Origin of the sequence: Paenibacillus sp. cl141a (assembly GCF_900109305.1) — a bacterium.
Lineage (GTDB): Bacteria > Bacillota > Bacilli > Paenibacillales > Paenibacillaceae > Paenibacillus_AQ > Paenibacillus_AQ lautus_A.
The window spans coordinates 148,163-161,109 of record NZ_FNZO01000006.1 but is presented as its reverse complement, the minus strand read 5'-3'; the positions used below and the strand labels follow the sequence as shown (position 1 = coordinate 161,109).

The following is a 12,947-nucleotide window of genomic DNA, read 5'->3' as shown; positions in this document are numbered from 1 at the left end:
TCTTTATACAATGAGGTATGGACTTCAGAGGAGCGGAAGAAACTAGGAACAGAGGAGGTTTCGGTCATGAAGCATTGGCAATCCGTACAAGCGGTACTCTTGCCTGCGGCGATTGCATTCATCCTGCTTGGCCTGTTGATGGGGCTCCAATCGCAAGCTCGTTATAAGGTCGGCGCTGTACCCGCGGCGGTGCCTTACCACAGCCGCGAATTAAGCGATGCCGGCTTAGTGGATTCCCTGATGAGTCTACCTCTGAATCTGCAGATAAGCCGGGCGGACTATGAAGAAGGCGCTTTGACGCTGGATATCAAATTGAGCGATGCTACGGAGACGGCCTCCGAGGTTTACGAGGACATCGCCAGCATTATGTCCTATTCGTTCGATGGCACGGATAATGTGAGGCAGCTGTATCTCAGGGTGGTTGCCATCGATCGCTGGGGAGGAAAACGGTATATGCTGCTGGCCTCGAATATGAACAGGGAAGCATGGGATTCACGCTATGCGGAAGTCCTGACCCAGCTGGAGAATGAGGATGTGCCGCCTTCCGTCGCCGCTGCGCTGAACCTGACCTTTACGAATCTTTGGCCAAAGCAGTTCAGCGGCCCTGGAAAGGGGTAAAATAGTAGATGACAGGGCATGTACGTGCCCTGAACATGTGTTATAATAGATTGGATTGTGGGCTCAATTGGACAAAAGAACATCAAGTGCACGGAGGCTGAGAATGAAACCGTATCGCGTACCAGAACTGGCAGAGAAATATATAAATTATGATATGATTCAGAACCACACGGAACTTCCGGGTTTTCCGGACGCCCGTGTTCATTTGTTATACATATTTTTAATGGATTCGGGACGGAATATTGCCGGACACGAAGAATTGTACGCGCTGGTTACCTCACTGGTTCAGGTGGGACTCGATACGCATGAAAGCATCGACGTTACGGAAGGCAATCAAGGAGAGGCAATGATGCGATCCCGGCAGCTGAGAGTGCTCGCAGGGGATTACTTCAGCAGCCGTTTTTATCAGCTCCTGGCCCTTAAGGGCGAAATTGCCGTCATCTCGCTACTGAGCAAAGCGGTAAGCGAAGTTAACGTGATGAAGATGAGATTGTACGGTAAAATGAAAAAAAACCTGCTGCCTTCTGAAGAATATCTACAGCTAACGGTACAGCTGAATATGCAGCTGTTTCTTTCTTTTACTCCGCTGCTTGAGGTGTCCGTGCAAGAAACATGGGAGAAGCTGCTCAAGGAAATTACGGAATGTGAAACGCTTGTACAGGAGATGGAACGCTGTGCGACGCCTGACATCGGCAGATGCGGCTACGCGTACTGGCATCTGATCGAGTCGGGCAGCGACGAGGAACGGAAAATGCTGGTGGGCAGAAAAACGGATATGAAGGACTGGCGGAAGCTGATTCTGAAGCATAAGGCCTCGGAGAAGCTGCTGGACAAGCTCCGGGAATCCGTCAGCGCCGTACAGCAGCTGCTGGGTGGGCGCGTGGGTGATAGCCCGTACACCGGTGTGCTGGACCCGTTTCTGAAACGGCTCAGCACATATCGGTCCGTCGTAAGTGAAGGGTAGGGGGATGCAGTGGATAATCAAACAACCAAGTTAGACGCAATCAAGCATGACGGCAAAAATCCGAAAGAGCAGTACGTCCATTCCGTCTTCGAAAGCATATCGGGCAAATACGACCTGATGAACGACATTCTCAGCTTTCGAAGACATAAAGCCTGGCGCAAGTATACGATGAAAAAGATGAACATGCGCCATGGCGATACGGCCATCGACCTATGCTGCGGAACTTGCGACTGGACAATTAGTATGGCCCAGGCAAGTGAATCCGGACACATAGTCGGACTCGACTTCAGTGAGGGGATGCTGAACGTCGGCCGGGGGAAGGTTGCCAAGCATGGACTCGAACCACAGATCGAGCTGGTTCAGGGAAACGCCATGAGCCTGCCGTTCGAAGATAACCAATTCGATTACGCGACGATTGGTTTCGGTCTTCGCAATGTGCCGGATTACATGCAGGTTCTGCGTGAGATGAAACGCGTGGTTAAGCCCGGCGGGATGGTGGTATGTCTCGAACTGTCCAAGCCGACTTGGCAGCCGTTCAAAGGCATTTATTATTTTTATTTCCAACAAGTGCTGCCTCGGATGGGGAAACTGGTAGCCAAGCGTTATGAGCAGTATAAATGGCTGCCCGAATCGCTGGCTTTGTTCCCGGGACGAGAGGAGTTAGCCGAAGCTTTCCGTCAGACCGGACTTCAACAGGTTCAGGCCTTTCCCTTGACTGGTGGCATAGCAGCCTTACATATTGGGACCAAGGAGAATCTGGATGTTTAAGAAAATAGGAACTTATCTTGAAATGATTAAAGTGGAGCATACGCTGTTTGCTCTGCCTTTCGCTTTTATGGGGGCGATTCTAGGATCGGCCGTCGTGTTTGACCGATTACCGTCCTGGGGAGATATCGGCTGGATCTTTCTTGCCATGTTCGGTGCGCGAAGCGCAGCTTTCGGACTCAACCGGCTCACCGACCAACATATCGATGCCAAGAACCCCCGCACGGCCAATCGCGCCATTCCGGCAGGCCTGCTGAAGCCGCTGGAGGTCATCATATTTATTATTCTGTCTTTCGCCGTGTTTTTCTGGGCTACTTACATGCTGGACCCGTTTGCTTTCCGTTTGCTGCCTATCGCTATTTTCATGCTTATCATTTATTCCTTTACCAAACGGTTCACATGGCTTTGCCATCTGGTGCTCGGTCTTACAACGGCGCTTGCCCCGCTGGGCGGATGGGTTGCGGTAACCGGTCAAATCGACTGGAAGGCGATGGTGTTTTATATCGCGCTTGCGTTTTGGACGGGCGGATTTGATATCGTTTATGCATGCCAAGACGAGAAATTTGATGCAAAAGAAAGGCTGTACTCGATTCCTTCCCGGTTCGGCCTGCACAAGGCGCTCTGGTTCGCTCGCGGGTTCCACGTCGTTACGGCTGTCGGTTTTATCGTTCTTTTCTTTGTAACGCCGGTGGGCTGGTGGTATTTGGCGGGAATGGTGATCGCTTGCGGAATTTTGTTCTATCAGCACTACATCTTGTCGCCAAACGATATGAGCCGCCTGCAAACCGCGTTCTTTACCATGAACAGTACGCTGAGCATCATTCTGTTTGTATTCACTCTCATTGATTTGGTGGTGCGTTACATCTGATGAAATCCATGCGGAGAAAGAGCTGGGTTGTCGGCATTACGGGGGCCAGCGGCAGCATATACGGGGTTCGTCTCACGGAGACCCTGCTCTCGCTGGGCTACGATGTGCAATTGATTATCTCCAATGCGGGCTGGCGCGTGCTGAAGGAGGAAATGGGCTTTCAGGCGGGCAACCGCGAGGAAGTGCTGGCTGAGAAATTCGGCGGTTTCGAGGGGAACGTGATATATCATCCGATCTCCGACATCGGAGCTACGATTGCCAGCGGCTCTTACCTGGTGGAAGGCATGATTATCATGCCATGCTCGATGGGCACGTTATCCTCGGTGGCGCACGGATCTTCCGACAACCTGATGGGACGCGCCGCCGACGTCATGATGAAGGAGGGCCGTCCCCTGGTGCTTGTCCCGAGAGAAACGCCGCTGCATGCCATTCACCTGGAGAACATGCTGACGCTGGCCAAGCTTGGGGTCAAAATCATTCCGGCGATGCCAGCCTTCTATCACGGACCGAAAACGATTGATGATATCGTCCATTTTTTGGTTGGCAAGGTATTGGACAGCGTACGCATCGAACATGAATTGTACACCAGATGGGGCGACTAGCAACAACAATGGTTCAGGCATTAACCTGTGCTGCGATTTGATGAACGACAACAGGAAGGGTTACGCTTATATTTCAAGTTCGCATCAGAGCTTGGCCTGCTGAATTCGCGAGGTAGCGCCGGAGTTATGGAATGAGAATCTAAGCATACGGGTGAAGAGATGAAACGATTTGACATATTCGGAACATTAAAAAAAGATATGGACGTTATCGAGAGGGAGCTCTACCTCAGCGTCGAAGGCGACAGTCCCGAGCTGACAGAGACTTCCCTGCATCTGCTTAGAGCAGGCGGCAAGCGCCTCCGTCCCGTTTTTGTCCTGATGGGCGGCAAATTCGGCGACTATGACATTGATAAGCTGAAGCATGTGGCCGTGCCGCTGGAGCTGATCCATAGCGCTTCCCTCGTCCATGACGACGTGATTGACGATGCGGACACGCGGCGCGGCAAACCCACGGTGAAGGCCAAGTGGGACAACCGGATCGCCATGTATACCGGGGATTATATTTATGGCAAGGCGCTCCAGTTGACGACTCACCTGAAACAGCCTGAAATTCATCAGATTCTGGCCAAGGCCATGGTCGAGATGTCCATTGGCGAAATGGAGCAGATACGCGATTTCTTTAATACCGAACAGGACGTCAGAAGATATCTTCTCCGCATTCGCCGCAAGACGTCGCTCCTGATTGCCGTCAGCTGCCAGCTCGGCGCGTTGGCTGCGGATGCGGACCGCAAGGTGGCCAACAGCCTGTATCGATTCGGATACAATGTCGGCATGGCATTTCAGATTCAGGACGATCTCCTGGATCTGTGCGGGACGGAGAAGCAGATTGGCAAGCCCCCGGGGAGCGATATGAGACAGGGAAACATTACACTGCCCGTCATTTTTGCTCTCGAGGACAGCCAGCGGAGAGAGCCGCTGCTGCAGGAGCTGGAACGGATTCATGCACTAAATGGCCAGTGCGATGTATCGGGCGCCGTAAAGCTTGTAACCTCAAGCGAAGGCATATCGAGATCCGAGGCGCTGGCCGATCGGTATATAGGTAAAGCATTGGCTGCATTGGATACGCTGCCTGACATCAAGACCAAAAAACACCTTAGAGATATCGCAAATTTTATTACAAAGCGGTCATATTAGCCTTACCCATGAGGTTGCTTTCTGTTAAAATACGGGTACAAACATGTAACATCACCTGAGCATGGATTGATGGTTGAATTGTTCAATTACCTAGGATGAGGGGAAGCGTGATGAGGCCTATGGAACGTACTTTTTTAATGATTAAACCCGATGGTGTGCAGCGTGGGCTGATCGGCCGAATCGTCGGCCGTTTGGAGGATAAAGGATTCAAGCTGGTTGCGGGCAAGTTTATGCAGATTTCGGACGAGCTGGCCAAGCGCCATTATGCGGAACATGAAGGCAAGGATTTTTTCGATAACCTGGTAGGGTTCATCACGTCCGGACCGGTGTTCGCGATGGTTTGGGAAGGTGACGACATCATCGCTTTGTCTCGCCAAGTCATCGGCAAAACGAACGTGAAGGATGCGCTGCCAGGTACGATACGCGGGGATTTTTCAGCTCATACGCCGCATAATCTGATTCACGGATCGGATTCGCCTGAAAGCGCGCAGCGCGAAATCGCCAATTTTTTTGATGATCGGGAATTGGTTGAGTACAACAAGACGCTGTCCCCTTGGCTGTAAGCGAAGCGGAAAGCGGAATAATCTGATTAACAGGATGATACGATGACGGAACATGAACCAGTACTAGAGGATCCCGATTATATCGGCTTTGTTCGCAGCATCGAGCGAAGCACGGGGATCAATCTGGCCGATTACAAGGAAGCGCAGATGAAGCGAAGACTGACGACGCTGCGCATGAAGAAGGGGTTTGAAACCTTTTCGGCCTTTTACGATGCGATGATGAAGGACAAGCCGCTCTTTCATGAGTTTTTGGACCGGATGACAATTAACGTCTCGGAGTTTTGGCGCAACCCGAACCGGTGGGAAGTGCTCCGGGACAAAATATTGCCGGAGCTGGCCAAGCAGAATCCCGGGGTGTTGAAGGTTTGGAGCGCTGCCTGCTCGACCGGCGAAGAGCCCTATACGCTTGCCATGATCCTGGCGGAACAAAACATGCTGGGCCGGGCGCGAATCATGGCGACCGATATCGATGACGGTGCGTTACATAAAGCAAAGGAAGGCCTGTATGTCGAGAGGTCACTCAAGGACGTCCCTTCCGGAGTAGCCGCCCGCTATTTTAAGGAAGAGGGCTCGCTGTATCGATTCAGCGAGAACTTGAAGAAGGAGGTTTCCTTCCACAAGCAGAATCTGCTCACGGACCGGTTCGAAGCCGGGCATGATCTGATTGTCTGCCGGAACGTGATGATTTATTTCACGGAAGGGGCCAAGCACAAGCTGTATCAGAAATTTGCCGCGAGCCTGAAGCCGGGCGGGTTTCTGTTTGTGGGCAGCACCGAACAGATCTTCAATCCGGGGCAGTACGGCCTGGAAAGCAACGAGACCTTTTTCTACCGTAAAGTTCAATAGAGACGGCAGCTTAACGCATAAAGCGCTTTTCAATCCGCAGGATGAGAGGCGCTTTTGCTCGTTTGTCGACATTCTTGTCAAAGCGTTAGACCTATACTATAATGAGCAGAAGATGTTCGCGGAGTTTAGCGGTTTAACGCTTAAAAGCCTAAAGGGGGAAAAGCATCATGAGCTTACGGTTTTTAACCGCTGGGGAGACGCACGGGCCTCAGCTGACAACTATAATCGAAGGGCTTCCAAGCAACTTGGAGCTTGATTTCGACGCACTGAACTTTCAGCTCCATCGTAGACAGAAGGGGTACGGCCGGGGACGCCGCATGCAGATCGAGAAGGATACGGCGCAAATCCTTGGCGGTGTGCGTCACGGCTATACAACCGGTGCGCCGCTCGCGCTGGTCGTCCAGAATAACGACTGGAAGCATTGGCAGAACATTATGAACGTGGAGCCGATTGAGGGCAACGACGAGGCGAAGAGACGGGTACATCGTCCAAGACCGGGTCATGCCGACCTGAACGGCGGATTGAAGTACAACCTGAAGGATCTGCGTAACGTGCTGGAACGCTCCAGTGCCCGTGAAACCACGGTCCGCGTTGCCGTTGGCGCTATCGCCAGACAATTCCTGGCTCAGTTTGGCGTCAAAGTGGCTGGCCAGGTCATCCGGATCGGCGAAATCGAGGCTCCCCCGCACCATCTTTCGATCGATGAGCTGATCGAGCGTACGGAAGCTTCTTCGGTTCGCGTGGTCGACGAAGAGACCGAGAAGAAGATGGAAGCCTACATAGACGAGATCAAAAAAGAAGGCGACTCCATCGGCGGCATCGTGGAATGCATCATCGAAGGATTGCCGGTCGGATTGGGCAGCCATGTCCAATATGACCGCAAGCTGGATGGACGCATCGCGCAGGGCGTGATGTCGATTAACGCCTTTAAGGGCGTTGAGGTAGGCATCGGATTCGAAGCAGGCGAGCTGCGCGGCTCCCAGGTGCATGACGAGATTATGTACAGCGAGGAGCGCGGATACCACCGTGCGACCAACCGCCTGGGCGGATTCGAGGGCGGGATGACAAACGGCATGCCGATCGTCGTGCGCGGCGTCATGAAGCCGATTCCGACGCTGTACAAGCCGCTTCAAAGCGTGGATATCGACACGAAGGAAGCCTTCACGGCTCAGGTTGAACGCTCGGATGCCTGTGCGGTTCCGGCAGCCAGCGTCGTGATGGAGCACGTTGTGACCTGGGAGGTAGCCAAGGCGTTCCTTGAGAAGTTCGGCGGCGATTCGATGGAGGAAATCCATGCGAATTACCAAAACTACCTGAAACAGCTGGAGAACTACTGATATGCGGACATTACGTGTGGAACTGGGAGAGCGTTCCTATCCGATTTATATCGGTGCGGGGATTCTGAATACCCTCGGCGAGCTGAGCGCGAAGCATGGCATAACCCGCAAGAGCCCGCATCTGATCGTAACGGATGATCAAGTGGCGCCTCACTATTTGGCGCAAGTGGAGGAGCAGCTGAAATCGGAAGGGTACACGGTCATATCCCATATCGTCCCTTCCGGCGAGTCCTCCAAATCGCTACAGGTCTATGAAGAGGTTATGACCACGGCCATCAACGGCAAGCTGGACCGCAGCTCGGCTGTCTTCGCGCTGGGCGGAGGCGTTGTGGGCGATTTGGCCGGATTCGTCGCGGCGACATACATGCGCGGCGTGACGTTTGTTCAGATCCCGACCACGATCCTTGCCCATGACAGCAGCGTAGGCGGCAAAGTGGCGGTGAACCATCCTCTGGCCAAAAATATGATCGGTGCATTTCATCAGCCCGTCATGGTGGTTTATGACGTGAATACGCTGATGTCGCTCCCGGCGCGCGAGGTGTCTTCAGGCCTTGCGGAAATGGTGAAGCATGGCTTGATCCTGGACCGGGATTTTGCCTATTGGTGCCGGGAGAACGGCTCCAAGCTGCTGAGCCTGGAGCCGGAAGCTTTGATCTACGGCCTGGAGCGCGGCTGCGCGATCAAGGCGGACGTGGTATCCCAGGATGAGCGGGAAGGCGGCTTGCGCGCCATACTTAATCTGGGGCATACCATTGGCCATGCCATCGAAGCCGTTGGCGGTTACGGCCGATTCCTGCACGGCGAGGCGATTGCAATCGGCATGGCGGGATCGGCTCTACTTGCTGAGAAGCTTGGCAGACCTGCGGATCTGCACGAAGAGACGGTGAGCATGCTGAAGGCGGTGAATCTGCCGGTAGTCTTGCCGGATGACGTCTCGGTCGATCGCATCATGGATGCCATGCAGCATGATAAGAAGTTCGCCGAGGGGCAAATGGTATTTATCGTACCGGAATCCATCGGTTCCGTCAGCATCGTTAAGGATGTACCGGTAGAAGCTGTTCGATCCGTGGTCGAACAGTTGAAGGGAGAGGGATAGTTCATGATGAATCGGGGAATCCGGGGGGCGACAACCGTCACCCGCAACGATGAGCAGGAGATCGTACAGGAGACGCTGCGTCTGCTGGAAGAGATGGTGAGACGCAACGAGCTACAGCCTGAATATATCAGCAACATATGGATTACGATGACGCAGGATTTGGATGCAACGTTCCCGGCCAAGGCGATACGCCAGCTGGAGGGCTGGGATCTCGTCCCTTTGATGTGTTCGGTTGAAATCCCCGTTCAGGGCAGTTTGCCACGCTGCATCCGGTTTATGGTGCAGGTCAATACGGACAAAAGCCAGAGCGAGATCAAGCATGTGTATTTGAACGAAGCCAAGCGGCTGCGTCCGGATTTATCGGGCTCAAACGCTTGATGTTGAAATTTAGGGTTGCGGTAACACGGCATTATCCTGTATAGTGATATCAGAATAGCTGAGTAGAGTTAGGTTTTACAGATGAGTTGAGTTGAGAAGAGCTGAGGCATTTTAGGGAGTAACATCATCGGGTTTTAGGGTACACTTGTTTTCATGATGAATCTTACGGCATGTTCGTACGATCGGTTACAGGTCTATTTCTTGTATCCGTTCCATGGAACGTCAGCGCTGTAGGTTGTCGATGAACGGGTTGAATGTCCTTTGACCGCGCTCTTTTTTCATAGACTTATTCTGAACGTTAACCTCTACTTCGGTAGAGGTTTTTTTGTTGTATACATTCATTAAGGAGGGATTGACATGGCGAATCCATCAATGGAGCAAGTGGTGGCAATGGCAGGTGAATACAACCTGATTCCGGTAGCGATCAGACTGTTAGCCGATATGGAAACCCCAATTCGCATCTTTCAGCGGTATGCGGAGCGGAAACGGGCATTTTTACTAGAGAGCGTTGAGGGCGGCGTACAGTGGGCACGGTATTCGTTCATCGGAACAGACCCCTTCTTAATGATAACGGGTAAAAAAGGCAAGATTGAGATTGAAAAGAACGGGGAGCGTTCCTTGCTGGAGGGCAAGCCCGTCGAGGAGCTGAAAGCGCTGCTGCGCACATACCGCAGCCCGCAGCTGAAGGAGATGCCTCCTTTTACCGGAGGGGCGATCGGATTTTTCGGATATGATCTGCTTCAGTATTACGAGAAGCTGCCTGCACACGCGATGGATGATCTCGGGATGGATGATATCCGGTTCATGTTTTGCGATCAAGTCATTGTCTTCGACCACGTGAAGCAGCAGATCATGCTGGTCGGCAACGTGCACGTGAAACCTGGAGATTCGGACGATACCATCCGTCAGAGCTATATGGATGTATGCCGTACCCTGGAAGCGGCGGCCGAACAGCTGCAGGAACAGGGGCCGAGGGAGAACGTGAACTCCAGAGGCATTCCGGCCGATGTCGACATGGGCGACATTAAATCCAACATGACCAAAGAGAAGTATCTCTCCAATGTAGAGCAAGCGAAGGAATATATTCGTGCAGGCGACATTTTTCAAGTGGTGTTGTCCCAGCGCTTCCATATCGAAACCGAGGTATCGCCGCTTCACGTCTACCGGGTGCTGAGAACGCTGAATCCTTCGCCGTACATGTATTATCTCAAAATGGACGACGACATTATCGTGGGGACATCTCCTGAAGCCTTGGTTAAGGTGGATGGACGAAGGCTGGAAACAAGACCGATCGCCGGCACAAGGCCAAGGGGCAGCGACGAAGCTGAAGACCAGGCGCTGGCGGAAGATCTGCTGCAGGACGAGAAGGAACGCGCGGAGCATTTGATGCTGGTGGATCTCGGCCGCAACGATCTGGGCCGCGTATCGGAGTTCGGCACGGTGAAATGCGATACGTTCATGGAGATTGAAAAATACTCCCACGTGATGCATATGGTATCCAGCGTATCCGGCCAGCTGAGCGAGAACAAGGATTTCTTTGATGCTTTTCTGTCCTGTTTGCCAGCGGGAACGGTGTCCGGAGCTCCGAAACTGCGGGCAATGGAGATCATTGCCGAATTGGAGCGGGAAGCGAGAGGCGCATATGCCGGGGCCATCGGTTATCTGGGCTTTGGGGGCAATATGGATTCCTGCATTACAATCCGCACGATCATTTTTCGCCAGGGCAAAGCTTATGTTCAGGCAGGGGCCGGTATCGTATGGGACTCGGTTCCCGAGAAGGAGTATGAGGAAACCGTTAATAAAGCCAAAGGGATGCTGAAGGCGATCCGTGTCGCGGAAGCGATGTTTCCCTCCAGCGCGGGGGCCAACGACTTAATCAATCAGGATTATTTGTATCAATATACACCTTAACATGAAGGAGGAGATCGTAATGAACGTGATGGAGACGATGCAATCCAGCCTTTCAAAGCTGATCGGCGGTCAGGATCTGAGTCGGGAAGAGGCCCGCGGGGTTATGCAGACCATAATGGAAGGCCATGCGACCCATACTCAAATCGGCGCGCTGTTGACGGCCTTAAGAATGAAGGGAGAGACCGTCGAAGAGATAACCGGTTTTGCCGAAGCGATGAGAGGCGCCGGCGGACGTGTCGTTACCGAGCGGAACCAGTTGCTTGATACGTGCGGCACCGGAGGATCCGGCATTCACAAGTTTAACATTTCTACCGTATCCGCCATTATCTCCTCCTCGGTTTCGGTCAGAGTGGCCAAACACGGCAACCGTTCGGCATCGGGCCGGGCGGGCAGCGCCGATGTGCTGGAAGCGCTTGGCGTCAATATCCACTTGACCGCAGAACAAGCCACAGCCTGCCTGAACGATATCGGAATCTGTTTCCTGTTCGCCCAAATTTATCATCCGTCGATGAAATATGCGGCTGCCCCTCGCAAAGAGCTCGGGGTCCGGACCGTATTTAACATGCTGGGGCCACTGACGAACCCGGCGGGCGCGGACCGGCAGATGCTCGGGATATACGATATGAACAAAACGGAAACCATTGCGCAGGTCCTCAAAGAGCTCGGTTTGAAGCGGGCCATGGTAGTGACCAGCCACGATGGGCTGGATGAAATCAGCGTCTCGGCGCCTACCCGGGTATCGGAGCTCCGGGGCGGAGAAGTCCGCACTTATGATATCCACCCCCATGATTTGGGTCTGTCGGTTCATCCGATGAACGATATCCTGGGCGGCGATGCTCAAGAGAATGCGGCCATCATCGGCTCGGTACTGCGCGGAGAACGCAGTGCTTATCGGGACATCGTGCTTGCCAATGCCGGTGCCTGCATCTATGTGTCGGGACTTGCGGATAGTTTGGCCGAAGGCGTGCAGCGTGCAGCGGGAGCGATTGATTCCGGGCTGGCGCAGGCCAAGTTGGAGCAGCTGATCTCAAGAACGGGGGAAATGAGTTATGTATCTTGATCAAATCGTAGAAACGAAACGCAATGAGGTTGCAGAGCTGCGAGAAACGTTCAGCATCTCGGAAGCAGAGAGACAAATAGCGGATTTGCCTCCAACTCTCGGATTTGAGAAGGCGTTGTCCATGGGACGCAAACGCAGCATGGGGTTAATCGCCGAGGTCAAAAAGGCTTCGCCCTCCAAAGGGTTGATTCGCCCCGACTTTGACCCGGTTATGATCGCCAAGGCTTACGAAGCAGCCGATGCCGATTGTTTGTCCGTGCTGACGGATAAGGATTACTTTCAGGGAAGTGGGGAATATCTGCAAGCGGTAAGGGCGGCCGTCAACATCCCGCTGCTGCGCAAAGATTTCATTATCGACGAGACTCAGATTTACGAAGCGCGCCTGCTGGGTGCGGACGCCGTTCTCTTGATTGCGAGCATCCTTGCGCCGCAGCGTATCGCGGAGTTCATTGACGTTGCAGGCTCGATCGGATTGGATTGCCTGATTGAGGTTCACGATGGGCAAGAGCTGGAATCGGTACTTGGACTGGGAACGGCCCGTCTGATCGGGATTAACAACCGTAATCTTCGGACCTTTGAAACCTCATTGCAGACAACGGCAGATATCGCGGCGCAGGTTCCGCAGGAAGTGACGCTGATCAGCGAAAGCGGAATATCGAGCCCGGCCGACATTTCCTACTTGCATTATGTGGGAGCACACGGGGTTCTGGTCGGGGAACATTTCATGCGCCAGCAGGACGTGTTCCGCGCTGTGAACGATCTGATGGGACCGCTGCCGATAGCTGCAGACATGGAATAAAGGGGA

Annotated in this window: 14 protein-coding genes; all 14 read left to right on the top strand. The window is 53.3% G+C overall.

All coding sequences use genetic code 11. The features are described from left to right. Positions 1 to 66 precede the first annotated feature (66 nt). The 14 genes from BMX45_RS18185 to trpC all read left to right on the top strand — a co-directional run bounded on the left by BMX45_RS18185 (position 67) and on the right by trpC (position 12,941). On the top strand, positions 67 to 618 hold the full coding sequence (locus tag BMX45_RS18185) for a hypothetical protein (RefSeq protein WP_015734526.1): 552 nt from the start codon (positions 67 to 69) through the stop codon (positions 616 to 618). A gap of 103 nt (positions 619 to 721) precedes the next feature. Further along, positions 722 to 1,582, top strand: a complete 861-nt coding sequence (locus tag BMX45_RS18180; protein WP_090910907.1) for a heptaprenyl diphosphate synthase component 1 — start codon at positions 722 to 724, stop codon at positions 1,580 to 1,582. 9 nt (positions 1,583 to 1,591) lie between these two features. Then, complete coding sequence (locus BMX45_RS18175) at positions 1,592 to 2,350, top strand: demethylmenaquinone methyltransferase (protein WP_090910906.1); 759 nt, start codon at positions 1,592 to 1,594, stop codon at positions 2,348 to 2,350. After that, a complete protein-coding gene (locus BMX45_RS18170) occupies positions 2,343 to 3,215 on the top strand; it encodes a UbiA-like polyprenyltransferase (RefSeq protein WP_009595147.1) in 873 nt (290 codons plus the stop codon). The genes BMX45_RS18175 and BMX45_RS18170 overlap by 8 nt, the downstream gene beginning before the upstream one ends. After that, on the top strand, positions 3,215 to 3,817 hold the full coding sequence (locus tag BMX45_RS18165) for a UbiX family flavin prenyltransferase (RefSeq protein WP_090910905.1): 603 nt from the start codon (positions 3,215 to 3,217) through the stop codon (positions 3,815 to 3,817). The genes BMX45_RS18170 and BMX45_RS18165 overlap by 1 nt, the downstream gene beginning before the upstream one ends. A gap of 159 nt (positions 3,818 to 3,976) precedes the next feature. After that, positions 3,977 to 4,951, top strand: a complete 975-nt coding sequence (locus BMX45_RS18160) for a polyprenyl synthetase family protein (protein WP_090910904.1) — start codon at positions 3,977 to 3,979, stop codon at positions 4,949 to 4,951. A gap of 119 nt (positions 4,952 to 5,070) precedes the next feature. Next, the gene (gene ndk, locus BMX45_RS18155) at positions 5,071 to 5,514 is read left to right on the top strand and encodes a nucleoside-diphosphate kinase (RefSeq protein ID WP_009595207.1); all 444 of its coding nucleotides are present in this window, start codon (positions 5,071 to 5,073) and stop codon (positions 5,512 to 5,514) included. Between the two features lie 42 nt (positions 5,515 to 5,556). Next, the gene (locus BMX45_RS18150) at positions 5,557 to 6,360 is read left to right on the top strand and encodes a CheR family methyltransferase (RefSeq protein ID WP_090910903.1); all 804 of its coding nucleotides are present in this window, start codon (positions 5,557 to 5,559) and stop codon (positions 6,358 to 6,360) included. A 167-nt stretch (positions 6,361 to 6,527) separates the two neighbouring features. Next, on the top strand, positions 6,528 to 7,697 hold the full coding sequence (aroC, locus tag BMX45_RS18145; RefSeq protein WP_009595116.1) for a chorismate synthase: 1,170 nt from the start codon (positions 6,528 to 6,530) through the stop codon (positions 7,695 to 7,697). Position 7,698: 1 nt separating this feature from the next. Next, positions 7,699 to 8,793 carry a 3-dehydroquinate synthase gene (aroB, locus tag BMX45_RS18140; RefSeq protein ID WP_090910902.1) on the top strand — a complete coding sequence of 365 codons (1,095 nt, stop codon included), beginning with the start codon at positions 7,699 to 7,701 and terminating at the stop codon, positions 8,791 to 8,793. Between the two features lie 3 nt (positions 8,794 to 8,796). Then, entirely contained in the window at positions 8,797 to 9,171 is a 375-nt protein-coding gene (gene aroH, locus BMX45_RS18135) for a chorismate mutase (RefSeq protein WP_009595253.1), read from the top strand. A gap of 357 nt (positions 9,172 to 9,528) precedes the next feature. Continuing rightward, entirely contained in the window at positions 9,529 to 11,082 is a 1,554-nt protein-coding gene (trpE, locus tag BMX45_RS18130; RefSeq protein ID WP_090910901.1) for an anthranilate synthase component I, read from the top strand. A gap of 19 nt (positions 11,083 to 11,101) precedes the next feature. Further along, positions 11,102 to 12,142, top strand: a complete 1,041-nt coding sequence (gene trpD / locus BMX45_RS18125; RefSeq protein ID WP_090910900.1) for an anthranilate phosphoribosyltransferase — start codon at positions 11,102 to 11,104, stop codon at positions 12,140 to 12,142. Continuing rightward, positions 12,132 to 12,941, top strand: a complete 810-nt coding sequence (trpC, locus tag BMX45_RS18120) for an indole-3-glycerol phosphate synthase TrpC (protein WP_090910899.1) — start codon at positions 12,132 to 12,134, stop codon at positions 12,939 to 12,941. Before trpD ends, trpC begins: the two co-directional genes overlap by 11 nt. Positions 12,942 to 12,947 lie beyond the last annotated feature (6 nt).

What these genes read in the sequence shown, in the direction of transcription:
- BMX45_RS18185 (WP_015734526.1), top strand. Translation starts at nt 67, where the DNA reads ATGAAGCATTGGCAATCCGTACAAGCGGTACTCTTGCCTGCGGCGATT.
- BMX45_RS18180 (WP_090910907.1), top strand. Translation starts at nt 722, where the DNA reads ATGAAACCGTATCGCGTACCAGAACTGGCAGAGAAATATATAAATTAT.
- BMX45_RS18170 (WP_009595147.1), top strand. Translation starts at nt 2,343, where the DNA reads ATGTTTAAGAAAATAGGAACTTATCTTGAAATGATTAAAGTGGAGCAT.
- BMX45_RS18165 (WP_090910905.1), top strand. Translation starts at nt 3,215, where the DNA reads ATGAAATCCATGCGGAGAAAGAGCTGGGTTGTCGGCATTACGGGGGCC.
- BMX45_RS18160 (WP_090910904.1), top strand. Translation starts at nt 3,977, where the DNA reads ATGAAACGATTTGACATATTCGGAACATTAAAAAAAGATATGGACGTT.
- ndk (WP_009595207.1), top strand. Translation starts at nt 5,071, where the DNA reads ATGGAACGTACTTTTTTAATGATTAAACCCGATGGTGTGCAGCGTGGG.
- BMX45_RS18150 (WP_090910903.1), top strand. Translation starts at nt 5,557, where the DNA reads ATGACGGAACATGAACCAGTACTAGAGGATCCCGATTATATCGGCTTT.
- aroC (WP_009595116.1), top strand. Translation starts at nt 6,528, where the DNA reads ATGAGCTTACGGTTTTTAACCGCTGGGGAGACGCACGGGCCTCAGCTG.
- aroB (WP_090910902.1), top strand. Translation starts at nt 7,699, where the DNA reads ATGCGGACATTACGTGTGGAACTGGGAGAGCGTTCCTATCCGATTTAT.
- aroH (WP_009595253.1), top strand. Translation starts at nt 8,797, where the DNA reads ATGATGAATCGGGGAATCCGGGGGGCGACAACCGTCACCCGCAACGAT.
- trpE (WP_090910901.1), top strand. Translation starts at nt 9,529, where the DNA reads ATGGCGAATCCATCAATGGAGCAAGTGGTGGCAATGGCAGGTGAATAC.
- trpD (WP_090910900.1), top strand. Translation starts at nt 11,102, where the DNA reads ATGAACGTGATGGAGACGATGCAATCCAGCCTTTCAAAGCTGATCGGC.
- trpC (WP_090910899.1), top strand. Translation starts at nt 12,132, where the DNA reads ATGTATCTTGATCAAATCGTAGAAACGAAACGCAATGAGGTTGCAGAG.